Here is a 22,692-nt window from a genome sequence, read left to right on the forward strand (position 1 = left end):
AACAAGACAATTTTTATCTTGTTTTATCTTTAAATTTTTTTCACGGAAAAAGATACTGTTAAATTATAGGTTGTGTTGTAAAAAATTACATTTTTAATTTTTAATTACAAAAAGTCAAGCTTGATTGAGATGCCATTACTCTGACGTGCTAAACCCGATCTTAGAACTTTTCACTTTACTGAATTTGATGGGATAGAGAGGGAAAACTCTGCTCCTTTTCCTACCTCCGAGATTACACTTAGTCGTCCCCGATGTTTTTCTACAATAGAGTAGCTAATCGATAATCCTAAGCCTGTTCCTGTGCCAATAGGCTTTGTTGTAAAAAATGGGTCAAATAAATGCTGCTTCACCTTTTCAGACATACCAGACCCATTATCTACAATTTGAATGGTTATTGTATCAGCCTCAGTCATTTTGGTACGAATTTCGATGGTGGGGATTTTTGTTTGTGTATGTTCAGTTGTGAATAATGAATCTAATGCATCAATAGCATTGCTAAGAATATTCATAAATACTTGATTGATCTGACTGGCGTAGCAATTTACTTCAGGTAGTTGGGCATATTCCTTAATCACATTAATTGCGGGGCGGTATGTTTTCTCTTCTAGACGGTGCTGTAAAATTAACAAGGTGCTGTCAATACCTTCATGAAGATTGACAGTTTTCATTTCAGCCTCATCCAAGCGCGAGAAATTGCGGAGAGAAAGAACAATCTGGCGGATGCGATCTGCTCCTAGTTTCATTGATTGCAGTAATTTTTGGAGGTCAGATTTGAGGAAGTTTAAATCTATGGCCTCTAGTTCTTCTTGAATCTCAGCAAATGGTTGAGGATAGTAGTGTTGATACAGATCGACCAAGTGCAGCAAATTTTGACAATATTCATTGGTATAGGTGACGTTGCCATAGATAAAGTTAATCGGGTTGTTAATTTCGTGAGCGATACCTGCCACCATTTGCCCCAATGAAGACATTTTTTCAGTTTGAATCAGTTGGCTTTGGGTGTGTTGCAGTTGTTCTAAAGTTTCCGAGAGATGCTGATTTTTATCATTCAACTCAAAAGTTCTCTGCTCTACCTTTTGCTCCAAGGTATGGCTGTAATCCTCTAGTTGGGCTTTTGCTACGGCAAGATTGTTATAAAACATGGCATTTTGCAGCGAGATGGCAGCTTGTACTGTGAGCAGCCGCAAAACTTCAAGACGGTTTTGGGTAAAGGCTCCAGTCGTCAAACTGTTTTCTAGGTATAGGATGCCAACGATCTGGCCGCGATTGTGAATAGGCGTACATAGCAAGCTTTTAGGTTGCCATTGAATAATATAGGGATCGTTGGCAAAGGTGGTTTCTTTGCGGGCATCATCTAGCACTAAGGTTTCGGAAGTACGCGATACATAGTTCACCACCGTTTTAGGAATATCCTGACTGGCTGAAAGAGGCAATGAGTGCAGATTTCCCCCAAGGCTTTCATGCAAAGGCATAGATCGCTCCTCTTCGACGATCGCTTTGCTGCTTCTTTGAGCTGCAACCACCCAATTATCCTCTTGAAGCAGCAAAATTACTGATTTTTCAGCCCCGGCATTTTCGCTTACAACCTGCATCAAGGTTGTCAACAGCTTTTCTAACTCAATTTCTCCAGCCAATGCATGAGAGGCTTTCATCACCGTTACTAAATCTAACGCTTCAGTCCCACTGGAACTAGTGTGTGTGAATCCGATTGTAGTGGTGAGGCTAAGGTCTGTAGAAGGATTTTCCTCCTCCTGAAGGCTCATAGCCAAGAATTGAGGATATTGGCTCTCCAACTGTTTGACTTTGGCTACAGCTCCCCATTTTAGGTAACTGTAATAGGCATTCATCAAGTAAATTTGAGCCATACCTTCCGTGTGCTTTCCTGGGGAACGGTGCGCGTAACTTGCTTCTACAAAGTGGTACGCCAACGTTTCTTTGTGCCATTCCAAGTAAAATCGGGCAGCCAATTCATTGGCGAGGGCAACTTCTTGAATGTATCCATTGACTTTTGCCCCAGCGATCGCGCGATCGTAAAGATCCACAGCCTGCGCCATCAGTCCCAACACTCGGCATTCTTCGGCTTTCACTAGTTCAAATTTGTGCAAATAATTCATGGGTGCGTGGTGCGCCCATGTCTTCATTTTTTCCTGGTTTTCTCTCACCCGCTCCAGTAATATTTCTCGGCGATCGCCCGTAGCTGTAGAATATTCTGCCAGAGCCGTCAATGAATCATAAAAATAAAACATCTGCACAGTAGCATAGCCCGTGCCTGCAACTAGATAAACTCTAGCTTGAGCAGCTGTTTCCACTGCTTGAGAGATGTTTTCAAACAAATAACAGAGAATCAACTTGTGTAGCCAGAAGTAGTGAGGCCCCACCAAGTCATTCGCATTATGCATTTGAGTCAAAAATTTTGCTTCATCAAGTACCTCACCCGTTAAAATACAGGGATTTTCAGCCTTGCCGAGCAAATTCAAAACTGTTTGCCAGAAGACACGGCAGTAGTTAAGAACCATGTCTTGCCTAAAATTTTCCAAAACATGACAGTAAGCGCGGATATCTTCCTCTAACGATTTCAGTTCTCGTCCCAAAAAATAAGAATACTGACAGATGTCTTTCGTATTGAAGGCAACGTAATATACATTCCTAGTTTCCAGAGCAATTTTGTAGCCCTCCAGTATCAGCTGTAAAGATTTTTGTAGGGGAGACTTCAAATAGGTGATAAAAGCACCTGTAACATAAAATACAGTAGGTTTGATGTCAGTAATATTAAATTTGTCAGTTAATGCCAAAGCCAGGTTGCCAAAGAGATAGGCTTTTTCAATATCTTGGAGAATTCCGTTTAACAGAATGCCATAGGCGGCATAACAGAAGGCAGAAAATGGAGCATTGCCATACTGAATTGATGCTTTGACTTGTGACAGGATGACTAGGGGAAACAGATTTGGTTCGGCGGTGTAAACGGCGGGAGCAACGTTTGCCACAATTCGGTTAACAGCCAGCTTGTCTTTTGCCGTCATCAGGGGTAAGTCAACTAAGGAAGCAATATCACGCCCGTTAATTAAGGCAGCAGTTTCCTGAAGGGCTTGCTGAATATCTTCGGGGGTAGATGTTTCGGGAAAAACCACGCCGAACAGACTCATTCCCTGGCGAGCGATCGCGATCGCGCCTATTACATTATTTTGAGTTGTATACGCCTGGATTTTGGTTTCGTAAATGCTGATTTGATCTAGTGAAGTTTTGGCTTGCTGCATTACTGTTTGAGCCAATTGCTCCATCTGTTCGTGGGCACCACAAAGGTAAGCAGCCTCGGCGGCTGATTCGTGCAGTGCTAGAGCCAATTCATACTGAGTGTGCCAACAGTCGGATCTCAATAAACCAATCCCGGTAGTTAAATACTCAATTGCTACCTGGTATGATGTAGCAGATTTAGCTTTTTTTCCTGCCATCAGGTTAAGTTGTGCCAGTCGATCGCGATCGGGCACAGATACAATCAGTTCTTTGCCAAGATTCAATTGGTTGACAATTTCAAAAATCAGCAATTCTTGCTCAGTTTCCGGGGTATTACTCAACAGCAATTGACCAATCTTCAGGTGAGTTGCTGGTTTTTGGTTGGCTGGAATTAGTGAATAAGCGGCTTGTTGAATGCGATCGTGGAAGAATTTGTAGGTAATAGTTATCGATCCGCGATCGTTTGTCAAATCATCTATGACAACAGACTCATTCTGAAAGAATGTATACCCTTCACCACCGGGCAAAATTAATCCATCCTTGAGAGCTGGCCACAAATCTGCTGCGGTTTGGGCTGGAGATTTTTCATAGACAATCGATAGGGTTTCTAAATCAAACTGATTGCCAACACAGGCGGCCAGTTTGAGAACATCCTGCGTCTGCGATCGCAATTTTTGGAGTTGCAGCACCACAAACTCTACAATATCTTCTGTAAAAGAAAGCGCCCGGATTTGAGCAAGATTGCACTGCCAATCGCCTGTTCTGCTGGCAAAGGCGATCAGTCCATCTTCATGCAGCGATTTGAGAAACTGGTTCGTGAAAAATGGATTACCTTTGGTCTTTTGATACACCAAATTGGCGATCGCAATTGCTTGTTCTGCTGAATATTTCAGCGTATCTGCAATCAGTTGATTTAGGTCGGCTTCGGTAAGGGCAGAAAGGACAATACTGCTAACTGTAATCGCCTCTTGACGCATCTCCTCAATGGTCAACATCAAGGGATGTGCAGAAGAAACCTCATTATCTCGATATGCTCCAATCACTAACAAATAAGAGTTATTGGCTTCACTCATCAACAGATGCATCAGTTTTAAAGAAGCCAAGTCTGCCCACTGTAAATCATCGAGGAAAATGACCAGGGGATGCTCTTGAGTTGTGAATACTTGAATGAATTTCTGAAATAGCAAATTGAAGCGGCTTTGGACAGCAGTACCCGATAATTCCGGCACTGAGGGCTGTTTGCCAATGATTCGTTCGAGTTCTGGAATCACCTCAATAATCACTTGACCACTTTCACCCAATGTAGATAAAATTTGGGTCTTCCACTGGTCAATTTGAGCATCGCTCTCTGTCAGCAGTTGTGCCATTAAGTCCCGGAATGCTTGCACCAAAGCAAAAAAGGGAATATTCCGATTAAATTGATCGAATTTGCCTTTGATAAAGTATCCGCGCTGACGGGCGATCGGTTTGTGAACTTCGTTGACAATTGCCGTTTTCCCAATACCAGAGGAACCTGCCACCAGAATGATTTCAGAAGTTCCCTGGCGCACCCGTTCAAAGGTTGCTAGTAGCATTGCCACTTCTGCTTCCCGTCCATAGAGTTTTTCGGGAATTGTAAAGCGATCGCAAACGTCCTTATGCCCTAGCTGAAATGGGATAATATTTCCACTTTCCTGCAATTGATCTAAACAAATTTGTAAATCGTGCTTTAGCCCTAATGCATTCTGATAGCGGTCTTCAGCATTTTTCGCCATCAGTTTCATGACAATATCACAGAGAATTTGGGGAATCTCTTCTCTATTCCCTAAAAGTGGTGGTTGTTTCGCTATGTGACAATGCACCAATTCCATCAAATCATCAGATTGAAATGGTAATCGCCCAGTTAATAGTTCATAGAAAGTGACTCCCAGAGAATAGAAGTCAGTGCGGTAATCAATTCCCCGATTCATTCGTCCGGTTTGTTCGGGGGAGATATAAGCAAGGGTTCCTTCTAAAACAGTCGGGCTGGTTGAAAGTTGGTTAACTCTTGGTAGCAGTGAAGCAATGCTAAAGTCAATGAGTTTAACTTCCTTGGTGGTCGGATTTATCAGGATATTGGCGGGTTTGATATCCTTGTGAATGATTTGGTGATGGTAGAGATCGGCCAGGATATCAGCAAGTGCGATTGCAATCTGTAAAAACTCGCTCAAAAACTCAGGATAAAAGCGTGAGATATTTTCTTCACTTGCTACCTTTCTGAATCTCTGTCTCCAAGTGTCAGCATACTCCTTCAAAGAAATTCCGCCAAAGTCTTCTAAGATCAGAGCGGGTCGATTATGACAATTTTCCAGGCTATAGATCCGAACAACCCCAGGAACATTTAAGATTTTCGTAATTGTGTACTGATTTTTGAATTGAGCCAACTCAATCAGACTGGGATAACAATTTTTAAGAAGTTTGATCGCAACAGCAGTTTGATCGCTCTCTCGCAAAGCTCGGTAAACCAGAGTGCGACTGCTGGTGTAAATTCTCTCACCAATTCGATAGCCGGGAACATCGACTCGATTCTCTAGCATAAAAGTTGCTATTGGATAACCTGAGTTTATTTTTCCCTAATTAACTTGAATTATCACAATTCATTAGTAAAAATTGAGAAACCCGATCGAGCTAAATCAACCGACTATAGTTGAATCTATCCCATTAATCTCAGAGGATGTTTGAAAAGTATTTTTGGTAACTTCTAAGCCTCGGAAACTTAACCTTTCTACCCCATTACCTACAAGTAAATGTGGGTTAAATGAGGGTTTAAAAACCTCTGTTTGCTTGTCTGATGATAGGCTGACGCCAATGGGAAAAAAATGGAAGCGGTATTTCTGGCATCCTTTACGATTTTTTAAACATCCTCTAAGGGATCTGCACGAAAAATAAATTTGGGTTCTTGCAGTAGTTTTATGGTAATCAGTAGAGTTTACTAAATTTTCATAATTATAATTTAGCGAGCTAAAACTCCTATTTGATAGACTCAGTACGGAGCTATGCCTTTTTTCCTATTTCCTGTTTGCTGCCCACGTAAGTAAATTCGGTAATCAAACTGAATTACTATATCAATACGTAAAATATAAGTTTTTTCAGCATTTCATTATTATAAAATATACTTAAATAACTCCAGGTTTATAATCTTTAGGATTGCATGGTGAAATTTTAAAAACACTTCCTGCAAAGTATTGTAAGTGGCAGTTGCTTACGGATATCTTAATCATAGAACGGGGAATCAACGCAGAATTCTTCATAATGCAATTACAGACGTAATTGAAAATTTTTATTAAGCAAAATTTAAAAAATTTTTGGGCTAAGTTTGACAGCTTGTCATTTGACTATGGCAGCGGCTCAACTGACAATTATGGAGGATATTGCACCGAATAAGCCGTTATTGCAGAGAGAACACGAAATGAAAAAAATGATTACAGTCATACTGTTAGGCATAGCAATCTTCACATTTGCCTTCAGTAGTCCAGCATTGGCAGCAGATGCTGCTAGTGGAGCTAAAGTATTTAGTGCCAATTGTGCCTCTTGTCACGCAGGAGGAAAGAATCTGGTTCAAGCTGACAAAAACCTGAAGAAGGAGGCTTTGCAAAAGAATGGTTTGTACTCAGCAGAGGCGATTATTTCCCAGGTTACAAAAGGTAAAAATGCTATGCCCGCTTTCGGCAAACGTTTGAAGTCTAACCAAATTGAAGATGTAGCGGCTTATGTGCTTTCACAAGCAGATAATGGTTGGAAGTAGACTAAAATTTAACTTCAAAAATTAACAATTGGCGGGGCTTTCTGTCCCGCTAATCTTAGAGTTGCCGCAATTATCAAACAGGATGCATATACCAATTTAGGATTTTGGATTAATAGTCTTTATAAAAAGACTGTTCCAAAAATATCAAACAATACTACCTATCCTCATTTGGTATTATGAGTAATTTCTGGCGATTAATTTTCAGTATAATTATTGCTTTTCCTCTGACTTTTTTGACTTTACCTGCACATTCTTCACCCATTTTAATTACCCAAATAATAGCCGGTGATTTCTTAGAGTTGGGTGTAGATAAGATGCGGCGCGGTGATTATCAGGAAGCAATAGAGAATTTCAACCAGGCGATTGAACTTAAGAAAGATTTGGCTGTCGCTTATAGCGATCGCTGTCTTGCTTATCTGCAATTACAAGATTACCATCAAGCGATCGCAGATTGTACTCAAGCGATAAATTTTGCACCGGATAACTTCGAGGCTTATCTGAACCGGGGAGTAGCACGCTACAGACAAGGGGATTATCCAGCTGCCATTGTCGATCATAACCGAGCCGTTACACTTAAACCATCCGATTTTCGAGCCTATTACAACCGAGCGCTAGCCCGTGCTGGTGATGGGAAAGACTCAGAGGCAATTCTTGACTTTAATTTAGCCCTAACTCAAATTCCTCGAATCAGCAGCTTACTGCTTGCAGATATCTATAATGACCGAGGTTTAGCGCATTTTGTCTTGCAAGATATCCAAGCTGCGATGCTCGACTTTAATCTAGCAATTCGCCTCAATGCTAACGATTATAGAGCATACTTTAACCGGGCTTGTGTGTGCGGCCGAAACGGAGATGACTTGGGTGCAGTGCGTGATTTTTCGCAAGTCATCAGACTTAATCCTAGTAATGGTCAAGCTTATGTTAATCGGGGAGTAGCTCAGTATCGCTTAGGATATCACTTAGGAGCTATATCTGATTTACAAAAAGCATCCGAGTACTTTGAAAACCAAGGAAAGAGAGTTGCCTACGAAAAAACTTTAGATTTACTGAAGAATCTGCGACAACAAATTTCGTCTGTAACAGAAATCGCTCTTTTGTAATACTGTCAGCGCTATGCAGAGTATTTACCAGCTTGAAAAATTTGTTCGGCGGTTAAGTTTAATTCGGGGAAAAGAGGTGAGATAATGCGATCGCTACCTTGAAACTGGCTGACTTGATATTCTCCCTCAATTAAAGTGAAAAGCGAGACTGTTGGTTGTTTGGGGTTGCCAATAAATCGCCTACCGCCTAAAGCAGCATAATCTACAATCCAGTATTCTGGGATGCCTACACCCTCATAATCAGCAGCTTTTTTTAAATAATCATCACGCCAATTGCTACTTACTACCTCAACTACTAAAGGTATTGATTCCGCTTGGCTTACAGTAGATTCTTTTTTCCATAAAGGTTCATTCACTAAATTGGGGCGATTTAATATCAGTACATCTGGTGAGTAAGCCGATTCATTTTCAGGCGGTTTTACTAGTACTGTTTTGGGTATGAAGTAGGGGAGATTTAAACGAATACACTCTCTAGTAACTTCAAAAGCTAAAAATCCAACTACCTCTTCATGGTCGCCTGTGGGTTGCGGCATCTCTACTATTACTCCATCATGCAATTCATGACGTTTTCCCGTGTTGTCAGGATATTTAGCAACGAATTGATCGAATGTAACTAGTTTGCGTAAGGCTTGAATCATAAATTATTGCGATTCGTCTCAATGCTAACGATTATAGAGCGTACTTTAACCGGGGTTGTGCTTGCAAAAAAAACAGAGATAACTTTGGTACGAAGGTTTTAGGTTTATTCCCTTCATCTTTTGGAGCCTAGCTTACTTATGAAGCGCGATCTCTCTAGCTCTTGAAAATCGCTCGTCTGGAAATTTAAACGCCTAAGACAGAATAAAACATATCTCAATCTAGAGTCAGATCATATTACTAGTAGAACCCAGATCACACTTCAATGAGTTTATCTCGGCTAAACTAAATATTTATATTTAAATATAAAAAATATTTACATAGGAACTTAAATTATGCCAATGAAAAGAGGCGATCGCAGAGATTCTAATTATGACAACGCTGTTAATAATCCTCGCTCACAGCAGAAAGAACCAGTTTCTTATCATGAGCTTAAACTTTCATTGATGACTGTTCGTGCCAATCTTGAAGAGGCGCGAAAACTTGCGAAACATAATGAAGAAGCTGCATCCCAACTGGTTCATGTTCAGCAAAAGATTCAAACTTACGAAATTGAAGCTAATGAGCTAAAAGAGCAAGTTACTCAAAACTATCGCTTCTATATTGATGAGCAAGAAAATCATCAAAAGACGCTTTACCTTTATAACGAAGAAAAAGCGAAAATATCCCAGTTAGTTCATGTTCACCAGCGAGAGATTCAAACTTGTCAACTCGAAGCTGATGAGTTAAAAGAGCGAGTCACTCAAAATTACCAGTTCTTTGTGGATGAAAAACAAAGTCATCAACAAATGCTCTGTCTCTACAACGAAGAAAAAGCGAGAGCAACAGAATTACTTACCAAATATGAGTCAGTAAACTCTGAACGAGAAATATATTTGACTTTATACAATGAAGCTAAAGCAGAACTCAAGCATGAGCGTCGTTCCAAAGCTAGCATTAAGGGATGGGAAACGCGCCGGAAAGCCGAGAATGAAAAACTAAAACGAGAAATTGCCCAGATGGTTGTGCTACTGCGTGACTCTTTAGCAAGTAAGGATGAAGCAGTAAATAATCTTTATGTTGTCGCAGAGCGTATGGATAGAATTCAATCTCTAGTTGATTCGGTGGAAGAAGAAACAACTAACAATCCTATGAATTTAGTACAAAAATTTAAACGCATCTGGCTGGCAATTAAAGACATACTTTCTGAATAAACAAGCATATCTATGAACAAAAAATCACTACCAACCACGCAAAAACAAGGTAAAGCGAGGCTGGGAGATCAAATTCGCAGTATTGCCGATCGCCTTAAACAAGAGACAGATGTACAGATAACAGCAACTTCTCGAATTTTAGGCGCTGCTGCTCAAATTGCCGAAAATCATGACCGACTTATTAATGAAGTAGTTGATATGGTTGAGTCAGACCTAAATGTAGAGAAACAGGTATATCAAAAGCATATTTACACTATTGATTTTCTAAAGCAACAGTTTAAAACATTACGGGATGCAAAGGCTCACTTTAATCTGAAAGTTACTAGTTGGGAATCACTAGCTAATAAATTAAATGCTGCATCTTCTCAAACAATCACAATTCAAAATAAACCTCAATCAAATCAGGGTTTGGTAGACACTAATACGATCAGAGGTGAATATAATTTTAATAATTTTGAAAAATTGACAGTTTTTTTAGAACCTGATGTTGCAGAAATGTTTCCTAATTCGGAAGCAGTAAATGAAGCTCTGCGTTTTCTAATTAGAGTTACGAGTAAAAATTATTGAGGCATTCTAGCAACTTTATAGAAAGAAAAATATATTTTTCTTTCTATAAAATTGAGTATTTTTTCTCCTCATACTGCTAACTAATAAGGCGTAACACCATCAGAGAGCGATCTGAAACTGGTACAGTTTGAGAGCCGGAAACTAATTTTCCCCGATCTAAAAAGCGAGGTTCATTAGTGTCAATTACTATCTCCCATACCTTTTCTTTAAAGTCATCGGGTAAAGCAAACTCAATTAACTCGTAGTGAGCGTTAAAAAATATCAGAAAACTTTCATCAATAATCCGCTCACCACGATCGCCTGGAGTAGCAATTCCCTGCCCATTCAAAAAAATCTCCATTACTTTGGCATAACTAACTAGCCACTGCTGCTCAGTCATTTCACTGCCATCAGAATTAAACCAAGCAATATCATTGATACCTAAACCGTGAATGGGACGGCCTTGAAACCACTTACGTCGTCGGAATACTGGATGCTGATGGCGAAAATTAATTAGTTCGCGTGTAAAGTCTAATAAATCCGAGTTCGCTTTGTGCAAATCCCAATGCCGCCAAGAAATCTCATTGTCTTGGCAGTAGACATTATTATTTCCCTTTTGACTACAGCCAATTTCATCCCCCTCTAATAGCATTGGGACACCTTGAGATAGCATTAGGGTTGCTAAAAAGTTTCGTCGTTGCCGTTCGCGCAAACGCATCACTTCTGGATCGTCGGTTTCGCCTTCTGCACCACAATTCCAGGATCTATTATGGCTTTCACCATCTCTACTGTCTTCCCCGTTTGCCTCGTTATGCTTTTCGTTGTAGCTGACCAAATCATTTAACGTAAAACCATCATGAGCAGTTATGAAATTAATACTTGCATTTGGGTTGCGCCCGTTTGTTTGATACAAGTCAGGGCTACCGGTAAAACAGTAGGCAAATTGTCCTAAACTATCATCTACACCACGCCAAAAATCTCTGACTGTATCCCGATATCTTCCATTCCACTCAGACCAACGCAGTGGAAAGTTCCCGACTTGATAGCCGCCTTCTCCTAAGTCCCAAGGTTCAGCAATCAGCTTCACATCTGCCAAGATTGGGTCTTGATGAATAATATCAAAGAAAGCTGATAGATTATCTACTTCATATAATTCCCGTGCCAGCGCCGAGGCCAAATCAAAGCGGAAGCCATCTACATGCATTTCTGTTACCCAATAGCGCAGGCTATCCATGATTAACTTCAGAACTTGAGCATGACGCACATTCAGAGAGTTACCGCAGCCTGTAAAATCCATGTAGTAGCGAGGATCGTCTTTTACCAAACGGTAATATACAGAATTATCAATACCTCGCAAAGACAGCGTTGGCCCGAAATGATTTCCTTCGCCAGTGTGGTTGTAGACTACATCTAAGATCACTTCAATTCCGGCAAAATGTAGTGCCTTGACCATTTGCTTGAATTCAGCGACTTGTTCTCCCCCAGTCCCACTAGCACTGTAACTAGAATAGGGAGCAAAATAGTTGATGGAATCGTAGCCCCAGTAATTGCTTAATCCTTTTCCTTCTAAATGTCCCGGATGAGATAAAAAATGATGTACTGGCATCAACTCTACTGCTGTAATTCCTAATTGCAGTAAGTGTTGAATTGCAGCAGGATGTGCCAAACCGGCATAAGTGCCGCGCAACTCTTCTGGAATAGCTGGGTGTAGTTTAGTAAAACCTTTGACGTGAGTTTCATAAATAACAGTTCTATACCAAGGTGTAGCAAGCAGTTTATCGCCTTCCCAATCAAAAGATTGATCCACCACAACACACTTGGGCATTATTTTGGCATCATCTAGTTCAGAAAAAACTAAGTCTTTTTCCTCAGCGTCTAGAGAGTAGCCAAAGACAGCTGGATCGTTACTAAACTCACCGTCAATTGCCTTAGCGTAGGGGTCAATTAATAGTTTGTTTGGATTGAATCGATGACCAACTTCCGGTGCCCACATCCCATGCACTCTAAACCCATACTTTTGACCTGGGCCAACTCCTGGTAAGTAACCATGCCAAACAAAATTATTTTTTTCTGTCAAAGGCAAGCGGATTTCTTCGTCATCGTTATCAAATAAACAAAGCTCTACCCCTGTTGCATTTTCCGAAAATAAAGCAAAGTTTGTTCCTTTACCATCCCAAGTTGCACCTAAAGGATATACATTTCCCGGCCATAAAGCTACATACATAAATCTTGAATATTAGTTTTTCGGCAAATATTATTGACTTCAACTTTTTTGAATAATTAGTTAAAATCTAAGAGTTACTAATAATTCTTTATAAGTCAATAACACTCAAGTTTAACTTCAAAATAATATTATTGACTCTATCATTAGTAATAAAATCTCTATTCCTTAAGTGGGAAAAATTAATGTAGAGGGCAACAGACTGAAGGAAAACTGCGCTGTTTGCGACACGCCGCGCAATCTGCTTCAGTAAAGCGATGCCTGCGTTAGGATGCGCTAACGGTAAAGAGCAAGGGTTTAAAACCCTCACTATTGCCACAGTTTCCTGCAAGGTACGGCTCTTTACATGGCTCCAAATCATCTAGGTCAAATCCCGTTCTACCTTCTTTAAATGCGATCGCTCTAGAGTCTAACACATAGTAATTTGACAAATAGTCTCATCCGGTCTTTAGAAATATGACAGCGTGTCTTTTGACACGATTTTACTATTACAGCCACAATGCTACGTAGTAACTGTTTTTACTTGGTGTGAAAGAGAACGTGAAAAAGGATTTTTTGTTGCTAACAGTTGCTTTACCTTTACTGATAGCATCTCCTAGTTATGCTGTTGAGAGTGAAATTGAGCAGAGAAATACTAATAAATCAACCGAAGTTATTTCAGATATTCCGAGTTTGAGTGAAATTGAGCTACCCGCCACTAATGCCGAATTATTATCTCAACAATCTGTACCAATTCAAGTTAATCCAGAAGAAACTCAGCCAGAAGCAGAGCAAACTCCGAGCGATGATGCAGACATTTCGATAGAAGCGATCGCAGAACCAGACAACCTACCCCAATCTACTCCAACTTACGTAATCGATCGAGAAGAAATTAAGAAGCAGGGTGCTGCAAGTTTAGCCGATATTTTGAAAAGAATGCCTGGTTTTGCAATCAATGATGTCGGTCATGGTGCAGATATTCACACAGGTACATACTATCGGGGAGCCTCAATTAATCAATCTGTATTTTTGATTAATGGTAGACAAATTAACACTAATGTCAACATTTATCATGGTGGAACTGATTTAAATAGCATTCCTGTAGAGGCGATTGAACGAGTCGAATTATATAGCGGCACAGCCTCCGCTTTATTTGGTTCCTCAGCCTTTGGGGGAGTTGTGAATATTATTACCAAGGAAGGTTATGGCAAACCTAAATTGAGTGCTAGTGCAGAATTTGGCTCATTGAGTTTAAATAATCAACAAGTGACTTATGGTGGTTCATCCGATAAAGTCAAGTACAACTTTAGCTTTGAAAGATTTTTTACAGATAACCGTTACCGCGTTCCTGTAGGTGCAGCAAATCGTGACGAACAGGGATTTTTATCAAATGCAGACACAGCTACAAGTACCTATTTTGGTAGCATCGGAGTAGATTTAAATCAAAAAAATTCTCTGAATTTAGATGTTACTGCACTCAGCAGTCGTCGTGGCTTAATTTATTTTGGGTTTCCTCTCCAAAGAGATAGATTAGACCACGATGGTTTAAATATTGGCTTATCTTGGAAAACTCGGTTAGGTAATGGCGAAAGCTCTAACCTAACAACCTCAATTGGTTATAACCAAGATTATTTCAGCACTTACGGCCCTACAGGATCGTTTTACCGTACAGGAGCTTTAGATACCCAACAACTTACAGCCAGGGTAGATCATGAGTGGAAAATTACTGCGAATAATAAATTGCGTTGGGGATTAGATTTAAAAAACACCGACTTAACCGGTGATGTTTTGAGTACAAATCCTAGTAATATTGCCAAAAATGAAACTGAAGATAGGAGTTTATTCAATACAGCTTTATTTGCTGTCAATACTTGGAATATTAGCGATAACTTTCTGATAGATTTAGGGCTAAGGCAAACCTTTGACAGCCAATTTGGAAATTATCTCAACCCTAGTGTTGGGTTACGTTACGCCGTCACACCATTAATAGCAGTGCGTGGAAGTTGGGCAGGGGCACAACGCAATCCTGGGTTAGATCAGTTGTATGTTTATGATACAGTTCATGGTTGGGAACCTAATCCTGATTTAAGACCAGAAACTGGCTCTACTTGGAGTGCAGGAATCGATGTTAATTTTTCTCAAAATCTGATTGGACAGTTTACTTACTTTGGTAGTAGTATAGGCGATCGCTTAGGAGTCATCGCTGGAAAATGGGCAAACATTGGATTAGTAGATACCAATGGTTTAGAAGCTGCATTGCAATTAAAAATTGCCACTGGCTGGTCAACTTTCCTCAACTATACTTATACAGATTCCCAAATAAAAACAGGGACAGAGAAAGGTTTACAATTAGGTTTAATTCCCTACTCTGTACTGCAAACTGGTGTAGGTTATGAAAATTCAGGTTGGCAAGCTAACTTGTATGTTACCTACAATAGTGGCGCTCGCAGATCCATCTTTGCTAACTCTAATGACAAGCCTACAGATTTTGCACCGTCTTTCGTGAATTTAGATTTGAGCGGGCGTATACCTCTAACTAGCAATTTAGGACTAACAGTTTACTTAGAAAATCTACTGGATGAGCAATATGAGCGAGTTAATCGCATATATAGCCCTGGATTTACTTTTCGTCTGGGTTTAAACGCCAATTTTTAGGTATTCAATGTAGAGATTTTATCATTACGAAGTCTCTACATTCTTATATCTTGTCACATGATTTGGAAAATCTCACTTTCCTATAAGGATAGAATGTTAGGTTTGACAGTATTTTTGTAGTAAAGGTAAGGCACCACCGTACAACACAGTGCGTTAAGCTAAAGCCATAATGCCCCTACTTAAAATTTATTTTAATCTAAAATCTAAAATCTAAAATCTAAAATTGTTATGAGAGCCAAAATTGAAAATAAAATACTTTTTATCCACCACGAAGATTTGCCAGAGTTTAAAAAAGGTGGTTCGGTGGTAAGAAACTCTTATTTTTGGGCATTACGTTCAATAGCTGGTCAAGCTTCACGTTATCGTGATTGGGAATACGAACCGGAGGTTTGGCTAGCGCTTTCACGAATGCTTTTATCGTTTGCTGAATCGGGATATTTGGGTATTAGAGAAACTTTACTAGAGTTTCCCTTATCTCAAGGAGAAATTCCTAATTTGCTGCGAGATGTTTCCACTTGGGAGTAGGGATATATAGCTTTCAAATCTGGAAATATCTCTTCTATATAAATGCGTAGCGGCTTCTTGCAGGGAACGAGCGATCGCTATATATTTCTATTAAGGATTCAAACAAAGAAATGCAAAAATTAGAGGAAAGGTGGGCAACAGCCCACCCTAAACCATTATTTAATTGATACTACTTTACGGGTGCTTCAGTAGCAGACTTACCAACTAGCATTGCGGTATTTTCGTCGCTTTCAAGAATACCGAATTCAATCAACAACTCTTCTAACTCTTCCATCTCAATGGGGGTGGGGACAGCGAGTTTGTCGTTGTCGATGATCTTTTTAGCTAGTATCCGATATTCGTTACTTTGATTGCTATCAGGCGCGTACTCGTTAACAGTCATCCGGCGCAATTCTGCGTGTTGAACAATGTTGTCACGAGGTACGTAGTGAATCATTTGGGTGTTCAAACGTTTTGCCAAGGTTTCGATTAAATCGATTTCCCGGTCAACGTTACGGCTGTTACAAATCAAACCACCCAAGCGTACGCCGCCTGTGTGAGCATACTTGAGAACACCACGAGCAATGTTGTTAGCTGCATACATCGCCATCATTTCACCAGAGGTAACGATGTAGATTTCTTGTGCCTTACCTTCACGGATAGGCATAGCGAAACCACCGCACACAACGTCACCCAAAACGTCGTAACTTACAAAATCAACATCTTTGTAAGCACCGTTTTCTTCCAAGAAGTTGATAGCGGTAATAATACCACGACCAGCGCAACCCACACCAGGTTCAGGCCCACCAGACTCCACACAACGTACATCGCGGAAACCAGTAAGCATTACTTCTTCGAGTTCAATATCTTCTACAGCACCGCGTTCAGCAGCCAATTGCAGAACACTTGTTTGAGCTTTACTGTGTAGCATCAAACGGGTAGAGTCAGCTTTCGGATCGCAACCAACAATTAGAATGCGTTGACCCATTTCAGCCATTGCTGCTAAGGTATTTTGAGAAGTAGTAGATTTCCCAATACCGCCTTTACCATAGAAAGCTATTTGTCTAATCTTTTCGTCAGTCATGGTTGTGTTTCCTACAATGATTTAATTGATGAGTCGTAAGCTTGATGTAGTTGTTTACCCTTGGCGTCGTAGGGAAGTAGAGCCTATTGGCGTAGACGCGTAGCGACTTGTCGCTAGACATCGCATCCTGGCAAAAGCAGTTAAAATCAGAACATATTTACCCACGAAGCGATGGCTTAAGAGATAGATAAATCTAATCTCTTAATAACAAAGCCTTTGAAACTATGACTTCAGCATTATCAGTTGTTGCAACGAATCCCAAATGGTTGCTCAAGCCTCAAGAGTGGTTGCAGCAGGAATTCAAATGAACGCAGATTTATTCCTTGAACCACACAACCAACCAAATTGCAATCCACTCTTAAATGGTTGCTACAACTTGTCTGATTTTGCTGATGTCAAGTAACCAAGAAAATCTATAGTGCTTCTCGTTTCGTGATTGATGCAGCAAGATAAATTCCAGCCTAAAAGTGGTAGCTAGCAGTGCAGTAATATAATATCTGCACAGACAACATCTGATACTTCGGCTTAGATAATATCTTGGTGATTTTTGACAGATGGCTAAATTCCTAGAAATTATGGAAAGACACCATTCTGCTTGAAGTTTTCGTTCCAAAAGTCAGCAACTGCTTCAACTTAGTTTGCGGTTGAAAACGTTTACTTCCGCAAGACGAAGTTAGTAAATATTCTGTATTTCTATTGAATTGTCAGGCTGTACTAAGAGTCTTTCTTCCCAGACTCCAAGAGTAATTGCCTTGGCGGGTAATGCTCTAGCTAGGTTAGCCAACTCTTATTGGCTCGTACCCAGATAAATTTTGATTGACTTCAAGTTGTTACAAAGGCTACTATCCTACTCAATCTAGTTTTAGATTTTCGTTAAAAAAAGATGTAGCGAATTGAAGGGGACTTACCAGAGCAAAAAAACTTTCTTGAGTTTGCCTCAAACTTGTCTTGAAGTCTTTTTGTGTTTTCACTTGTTTGATTCCTATAAAAACCATAACATACATCCCACTAATTAATTTGCCGAATCTCAAATTATTTATCTATTTAATATAAGATTATTTTTATAACCTTTAATAGTCATAGGTTACACCCTCGTTATTAACTAGTTAATGAAATTATTTATCCTAGCCAATATGTGCAGTTAGATACTTTTGGAAATTTGATAAAAGTATTTAAAACTAATGTTTGAAAAAGAAAACATAAATTCTTATTTTTGCAGTCAAAAATTTTGTCATCATATTGAACTAGTAGTCTCCCTAGTAGCTTCTCGCAGCCGCTCCACATCGCGCATCGGTGGCGCACCAAACAGCCGCTTGTACTCCCGGTTAAAATGCGAGGCATCGTCATAACCCACGCGGTAGGCAGCACTGGTAGCATCAAGCTTTTCCCCCAGCATCAGACGGCGAGCCTCCTGGAGCCGCAGTTGCTTTTGGTACTGCAAGGGACTCATGGCAGTGACAGATTTAAAGTGATGGTGGAAGCCCGATACACTCATTCCCAGTTCTCGTGCAATGCTTTCAATCTTGATCGGTTCGTTAAAATCTTTACGAAGTCGCTCGACGGCTCTGGCGATGTGGTAGGTGCAGCCACCCAAAACTGCAATATGACGGAGCCGATTACCTTGCTCTCCCATCAAGAGTCGGTAAATGATTTCCCGTTTAATCAGTGGTGCGAGAACATGAGCTTCAGCAGGGGAATCTAAAAGCCTGACGAGCCGCACTACAGCGTCCAACAGATTTGCATTCAACGGACTTACATCAATAGCTTTCACATCAGCACGGCTGCGCGATGAGGGATGCCCTGCTTCGACCATCACTGAGCCAACAAGAGTGGGGTCAAGATCGAGGCGAAGGCTAAAGAACGGTTGCGCCTTGGACGCTTCCAGAATTTGGCTGATAATTGGCAGTTCGACCGTAGCAAGCAGATAATGCATTGGGTCGTACTGATAGCGATCGCTACCCAAAAGAACTTCTTTGCTGCCCTGAGCGATCGCACAAAACGCAGGGATAGAGACACTATGAACGCATTCCGAAGGCGAAGAGGCGCGGTTGAAGTGCAAACCTTTGAGCGGCTCAATCGTCCCATCATGACGAATCGCCTGTGCAATCCGCTCTTTCAGTTCGTCTCTATTGGCTTGCGCTCTGTCTGCCTCACGCTTTGCCTGCAAGTCGTTCATTAAATCGCGATCGGGCTTTTCACTCGTTTTGGCAGCGTTCATTTCTAAGTTTGCAGAATTGTACAACTATCTTAGACGATCGTCCTATTACTTGTTCTTCAAGATTCTTAGAATAAAGCTAAAGCAATGAAAAATGATTTCGGCTTCTTATAAGCATTCTGGATTTTTATTTAATAAAAAACTCAGTTTTGATTGGGTAAGAGGCTTGCCTCCTAGCCACAAAAATTATATCAAGTGAAGGAATTAAGAAAATGGACATCAAAAGAAGTGGCTCACAGCCTTCTGCCAAAGGGTCGGCTGATTATTTTACCGGCACTGTCCGCATTGATCCCCTATTCGAGGCGCACGATCCAGCACGCACGTCTGGAGCCAGTGTCACGTTTGAGCCTGGCGCTCGGACAGCATGGCACACGCACCCATTGGGACAAACTCTGATTGTCACCGCTGGCTGTGGTCTTGTACAGCGCTGGGGTGGCGCGATCGAGGAAATTCGACCGGGTGACGCAATCTGGATCTCGCCGGGTGAGAAGCATTGGCACGGTGCCACAGCAAGCACGGCGATGACGCACATCGCTATTCAGGAATGGCTCGACGGTAAACCTGTGGACTGGATGGAGCATGTCAGCGACGAGCAGTATGGAGGAATATCTTAGTGCTGTTGAGATGGTTTCCCATCAAGGGGAAAAACTGCCAGCAGAGAAGGCTGATTTTGGTTCTCGCCCTAGTGATGTCCCTGAATTACTCAGCCTGCCTTGCCGACAACAGTATTACTAGCAGTGCCTCGTTGAAGATGCCGACTGAAATATCAACCAAGCAGGCAGACAGTATGAAGATAAATATCAAGGTCAAAGACAAAGTTGTTACAGCCACTTTAATCGACAGCAAAACCACTCAGGATTTTGTTTCCCTGCTGCCATTAACGCTGACGATGAACGATTTGTTTGGAAGAGAAAAGTTTGCCCACCTGCCGAGAGCAATTTCGGAGGAGGGAGAGCGAACCAAAACCTATGAAGTTGGAGATGTCATTTACTGGTCTCCCGGCCCTGATGTGGCTATTTATTATCGCCACGATAGAGAGGAAATCCCCGATCCCGGCATCATCGCGATCGGCAAGATCGATGCTGGCGTAGAAGCATTCAATGTGCCTGGCTCTGTAGAAGTGACAATCGAGCTTGTTCAATCGCAATAAAGAGGGCGATCTGCCTTTCGCATTAGGAGGGCTACAGGTCATGGAACTGGGAACATTTCGCCTTCAAATGCAAGTGATATCCAGGTTAGTCCATCTTCCCTAGAGATTGTTTAGTAAAACCTGAAAGTTGGAGACGGAAATGAAACTGCTTGCGACGACTATCGTGTCATTTTCCCTGCTTACTTTGGCGCTTGCTCATGCGGGTCAGACACAAGTTACATCAGATAATAGCACACGGACAGTGGAGATTACTCGGAAAGGTTCGCAGCCTTCTACTAAAGGATCAACCGAATATTTCACAGGTTCCGTCCGCATCGATTCTCTGTTTTCAGCACGCGACCCGTCACGCACGGCTGGCGCTAGTGTAACCTTCGAGCCTGGTGCTAGGACAGCATGGCACACCCATCCACTTGGACAGACTCTGATTGTGACTGCTGGGTCTGGTTATGTCCAGCAATGGGGCGGACAAATTCAGGAAATCAGACCAGGTGATGTTGTCCGAATTGCGCCCGGACTGAAGCACTGGCATGGAGCTACAGCCACCACAGCCATGACGCACATTGCCATTCACGAAGAACTCGACGGCAAACCTGTGGACTGGCTGGAGCATGTCAGCGACGAGCAATATCCCAACTGATCTCCGCATCTGGTAGTTTTAAGACCTTGTTAGATAAAGAATTAAAGGAAAAAAATCATGACAACCAACGAAAATGGAAAGTACACAGGAAAAGTTGCGTTTGTGACTGGAGCAGCAAACGGCATCGGTCGAGCTACGGCGCTGGCATTTGCCCGTGAGGGCGCTAATGTAGTGGTCGCCGACGTTTCAGAACAGGGCAATCAAGAAACAGCACGCACGATCGAAGAACTCGGCAAACGAGCGATCGCCGTCAAGTGCGATGTGACGCGAACGGAGGACGTGAAGGCGGCTCTTTCCAAGACCATTGAGACCTTCGGGCGGCTGGACTTTGCCTTCAACAACGCCGGTGTGGAGCAGAAAAAGGCAGCAACAGCCCAAATCGAAGAGTCAGAGTGGGATCGGATCGTAAACATCGATCTGCGCGGCGTTTTTCTGTGTATGAAGTATGAAATTCCGCTGCTACTCAAGCAAGGCGGCGGCGCGATCGTGAACACATCATCGGGTGCTGGGGTCATAGGCATCAAGGGCGGAGCCGCATACACCGCCGCAAAACACGGCGTAATCGGACTCACCAAGTCGGCGGCTCTCGATTATGCCTCGCAAAACATCCGCGTCAACGCCGTTGCCCCTGGTTACATTAACACACCGATGATGGATCGCTTCACTGGCGGCACTGCTGAAGGACGCAAGCAGGTAATCTCGGAGGAGCCGGTTGGACGGATGGGCCAGCCCGAAGAGATTGCCAATGCCGTTGTCTGGCTGTGTTCAGACGCGGCTGCCTTTATCATCGGACACGCCTTGGTCGTCGATGGCGGTCAAACAGTGCAGTGATTGTTCGTCGCCAACTGCCGACTTTGCGGTATTACCAGAAAAGTTTTTGCTGATGCCACATCGAACCGTCAGCGTGCCCTTAGCCACTGATTAGCAAATCCGAAGAAAGCGAAACTCAATAGTTACTCAACAAAAAGAGGAATCAGATGATTAAAGACAAAGTTGTGATTCTTACCGGCGCCTCATCAGGGATTGGTGAAGCAACTGCGAAATTGCTTGCAAGCAAAGGCGCTAAAGTCGTATTGGGCGCGCGACGCGATCGCCAATTGAGAAAACTGGTTGATGAAATTCAAACAGATGGCGGACAAGCAGTCTATCAAGTGATGGATGTGGTTAACCCATCTGATAATGCTGAAATCGTCAAGCTTGCCAAGAAAAGATTTGGAGGCGTTGATGTTATTTTCTTGAACGCTGGCATAATGCCAAATTCTCCACTCTCTGCATTGAAAACTGATGAATGGAATCAAACAGTTGATATCAATATCAAGGGTGTACTAAATGGTATCGCTGCTGTGTTACCAACGTTTATTAGCCAAAAGTCTGGGCATGTTATTACAACTTCATCGGTTGCTGGGTTAAAAGCTTATCCAGGTGGTGCAGTGTATGGTGGGACGAAATGGTTCGTGCGCGATTTCATGGAAGTTCTACGCATGGAGTCTGCTCAAGAGGGGAGTAACATTCGTACTGCGACAATTTATCCTGCGGCAATTAACACTGAGCTATTAAATCAGATTACCAGCCAAGATATGGCTGAAAAAATGACTCAGTTGTATGAGCAGTATGGCATCTCACCAGATCGAGTAGCCAATGTTGTGGCATTTGCTATTGACCAGCCAGAAGATACAAACGTGAACGAATTTACGATTGGCCCAACCACGCAGCCTTGGTAAGGATAGTGCTGGTGGTTAGGCAACGACTGCTGCGGTAATACCGTCGAGTGGATGGAA

At 41.8% G+C, this 22,692-nt stretch carries 17 protein-coding genes; 12 read left to right on the forward strand and 5 right to left on the reverse strand.

The window, feature by feature from the left end:
- Nucleotides 1-170 precede the first annotated feature (170 nt).
- Nucleotides 171-5,786, reverse strand: a complete 5,616-nt coding sequence (locus RMY64_RS00645) for an AAA family ATPase (protein ID WP_322699016.1) — start codon at nt 5,784-5,786, stop codon at nt 171-173.
- Between the two features lie 872 nt (nt 5,787-6,658).
- Between RMY64_RS00645 and petJ the strand changes: the two genes are divergently transcribed.
- Complete coding sequence (gene petJ / locus RMY64_RS00650) at nt 6,659-6,994, forward strand: cytochrome c6 PetJ (protein ID WP_322670045.1); 336 nt, start codon at nt 6,659-6,661, stop codon at nt 6,992-6,994.
- Between the two features lie 176 nt (nt 6,995-7,170).
- Nucleotides 7,171-8,094: a tetratricopeptide repeat protein gene (locus RMY64_RS00655; RefSeq protein ID WP_322699017.1), complete on the forward strand. Its 924-nt coding sequence runs from the start codon at nt 7,171-7,173 to the stop codon at nt 8,092-8,094.
- Between the two features lie 11 nt (nt 8,095-8,105).
- Here the strand turns inward: RMY64_RS00655 and RMY64_RS00660 are convergent, their stop codons facing one another.
- Nucleotides 8,106-8,732, reverse strand: coding sequence for a Uma2 family endonuclease (locus tag RMY64_RS00660; protein WP_322699018.1), 627 nt, complete (start codon nt 8,730-8,732; stop codon nt 8,106-8,108).
- Nucleotides 8,733-9,065: 333 nt separating this feature from the next.
- Here RMY64_RS00660 and RMY64_RS00665 point away from each other — a divergent pair, with 333 nt between their 5' ends.
- Nucleotides 9,066-9,923, forward strand: a complete 858-nt coding sequence (locus RMY64_RS00665; protein WP_322699019.1) for a hypothetical protein — start codon at nt 9,066-9,068, stop codon at nt 9,921-9,923.
- A gap of 12 nt (nt 9,924-9,935) precedes the next feature.
- The gene (locus tag RMY64_RS00670) at nt 9,936-10,490 is read left to right on the forward strand and encodes a hypothetical protein (protein WP_322699020.1); all 555 of its coding nucleotides are present in this window, start codon (nt 9,936-9,938) and stop codon (nt 10,488-10,490) included.
- A 76-nt stretch (nt 10,491-10,566) separates the two neighbouring features.
- On the opposite strand, the gene glgX is transcribed toward RMY64_RS00670, so the two are convergent.
- Nucleotides 10,567-12,693 (reverse strand): glycogen debranching protein GlgX, encoded by a 2,127-nt coding sequence (gene glgX / locus RMY64_RS00675; RefSeq protein WP_322699021.1) that lies wholly within the window; start codon nt 12,691-12,693, stop codon nt 10,567-10,569.
- 537 nt (nt 12,694-13,230) lie between these two features.
- Here glgX and RMY64_RS00680 point away from each other — a divergent pair.
- Nucleotides 13,231-15,324: a TonB-dependent receptor gene (locus RMY64_RS00680; RefSeq protein ID WP_322699022.1), complete on the forward strand. Its 2,094-nt coding sequence runs from the start codon at nt 13,231-13,233 to the stop codon at nt 15,322-15,324.
- A gap of 228 nt (nt 15,325-15,552) precedes the next feature.
- Nucleotides 15,553-15,849 carry a hypothetical protein gene (locus tag RMY64_RS00685; RefSeq protein ID WP_322669940.1) on the forward strand — a complete coding sequence of 99 codons (297 nt, stop codon included), beginning with the start codon at nt 15,553-15,555 and terminating at the stop codon, nt 15,847-15,849.
- A 169-nt stretch (nt 15,850-16,018) separates the two neighbouring features.
- Here the strand turns inward: RMY64_RS00685 and nifH are convergent, their stop codons facing one another.
- Nucleotides 16,019-16,912 carry a nitrogenase iron protein gene (gene nifH, locus RMY64_RS00690; RefSeq protein WP_229464468.1) on the reverse strand — a complete coding sequence of 298 codons (894 nt, stop codon included), beginning with the start codon at nt 16,910-16,912 and terminating at the stop codon, nt 16,019-16,021.
- Nucleotides 16,913-18,146: 1,234 nt separating this feature from the next.
- Nucleotides 18,147-19,130 (reverse strand): AraC family transcriptional regulator, encoded by a 984-nt coding sequence (locus RMY64_RS00695; RefSeq protein ID WP_322699023.1) that lies wholly within the window; start codon nt 19,128-19,130, stop codon nt 18,147-18,149.
- A gap of 209 nt (nt 19,131-19,339) precedes the next feature.
- Between RMY64_RS00695 and RMY64_RS00700 the strand changes: the two genes are divergently transcribed.
- The 6 genes from RMY64_RS00700 to RMY64_RS00725 all read left to right on the forward strand — a co-directional run bounded on the left by RMY64_RS00700 (nt 19,340) and on the right by RMY64_RS00725 (nt 22,635).
- Nucleotides 19,340-19,741, forward strand: a complete 402-nt coding sequence (locus RMY64_RS00700; protein ID WP_322699024.1) for a cupin domain-containing protein — start codon at nt 19,340-19,342, stop codon at nt 19,739-19,741.
- On the forward strand, nt 19,707-19,862 hold the full coding sequence (locus RMY64_RS00705) for a hypothetical protein (protein ID WP_322699090.1): 156 nt from the start codon (nt 19,707-19,709) through the stop codon (nt 19,860-19,862). The genes RMY64_RS00700 and RMY64_RS00705 overlap by 35 nt, the downstream gene beginning before the upstream one ends.
- 16 nt (nt 19,863-19,878) lie before the next feature.
- Nucleotides 19,879-20,277 carry a cyclophilin-like fold protein gene (locus RMY64_RS00710; protein WP_322699086.1) on the forward strand — a complete coding sequence of 133 codons (399 nt, stop codon included), beginning with the start codon at nt 19,879-19,881 and terminating at the stop codon, nt 20,275-20,277.
- 139 nt (nt 20,278-20,416) lie between these two features.
- A complete protein-coding gene (locus RMY64_RS00715) occupies nt 20,417-20,914 on the forward strand; it encodes a cupin domain-containing protein (RefSeq protein WP_322699025.1) in 498 nt (165 codons plus the stop codon).
- 57 nt (nt 20,915-20,971) lie between these two features.
- Entirely contained in the window at nt 20,972-21,745 is a 774-nt protein-coding gene (locus RMY64_RS00720) for an SDR family oxidoreductase (RefSeq protein ID WP_322699026.1), read from the forward strand.
- A gap of 146 nt (nt 21,746-21,891) precedes the next feature.
- Nucleotides 21,892-22,635: an SDR family oxidoreductase gene (locus RMY64_RS00725; RefSeq protein WP_322682466.1), complete on the forward strand. Its 744-nt coding sequence runs from the start codon at nt 21,892-21,894 to the stop codon at nt 22,633-22,635.
- Nucleotides 22,636-22,692 lie beyond the last annotated feature (57 nt).

It is taken from the genome of Nostoc sp. DedQUE08 (assembly GCF_034530895.1).
Classification (GTDB): domain Bacteria; phylum Cyanobacteriota; class Cyanobacteriia; order Cyanobacteriales; family Nostocaceae; genus Nostoc.

Excerpts from the sequence above, each read along its gene's own strand:
- RMY64_RS00700 (WP_322699024.1), top strand. The coding sequence starts at position 19,340 with ATGGACATCAAAAGAAGTGGCTCACAGCCTTCTGCCAAAGGGTCGGCT.
- RMY64_RS00705 (WP_322699090.1), top strand. The coding sequence starts at position 19,707 with ATGTCAGCGACGAGCAGTATGGAGGAATATCTTAGTGCTGTTGAGATG.
- RMY64_RS00670 (WP_322699020.1), top strand. The coding sequence starts at position 9,936 with ATGAACAAAAAATCACTACCAACCACGCAAAAACAAGGTAAAGCGAGG.
- RMY64_RS00655 (WP_322699017.1), top strand. The coding sequence starts at position 7,171 with ATGAGTAATTTCTGGCGATTAATTTTCAGTATAATTATTGCTTTTCCT.
- RMY64_RS00685 (WP_322669940.1), top strand. The coding sequence starts at position 15,553 with ATGAGAGCCAAAATTGAAAATAAAATACTTTTTATCCACCACGAAGAT.
- RMY64_RS00695 (WP_322699023.1), bottom strand. The coding sequence starts at position 19,130 with ATGAACGCTGCCAAAACGAGTGAAAAGCCCGATCGCGATTTAATGAAC.
- RMY64_RS00715 (WP_322699025.1), top strand. The coding sequence starts at position 20,417 with ATGAAACTGCTTGCGACGACTATCGTGTCATTTTCCCTGCTTACTTTG.
- petJ (WP_322670045.1), top strand. The coding sequence starts at position 6,659 with ATGAAAAAAATGATTACAGTCATACTGTTAGGCATAGCAATCTTCACA.
- RMY64_RS00665 (WP_322699019.1), top strand. The coding sequence starts at position 9,066 with ATGCCAATGAAAAGAGGCGATCGCAGAGATTCTAATTATGACAACGCT.
- RMY64_RS00725 (WP_322682466.1), top strand. The coding sequence starts at position 21,892 with ATGATTAAAGACAAAGTTGTGATTCTTACCGGCGCCTCATCAGGGATT.
- RMY64_RS00660 (WP_322699018.1), bottom strand. The coding sequence starts at position 8,732 with ATGATTCAAGCCTTACGCAAACTAGTTACATTCGATCAATTCGTTGCT.
- RMY64_RS00710 (WP_322699086.1), top strand. The coding sequence starts at position 19,879 with ATGCCGACTGAAATATCAACCAAGCAGGCAGACAGTATGAAGATAAAT.
- RMY64_RS00645 (WP_322699016.1), bottom strand. The coding sequence starts at position 5,786 with ATGCTAGAGAATCGAGTCGATGTTCCCGGCTATCGAATTGGTGAGAGA.
- nifH (WP_229464468.1), bottom strand. The coding sequence starts at position 16,912 with ATGACTGACGAAAAGATTAGACAAATAGCTTTCTATGGTAAAGGCGGT.
- RMY64_RS00720 (WP_322699026.1), top strand. The coding sequence starts at position 20,972 with ATGACAACCAACGAAAATGGAAAGTACACAGGAAAAGTTGCGTTTGTG.
- glgX (WP_322699021.1), bottom strand. The coding sequence starts at position 12,693 with ATGTATGTAGCTTTATGGCCGGGAAATGTATATCCTTTAGGTGCAACT.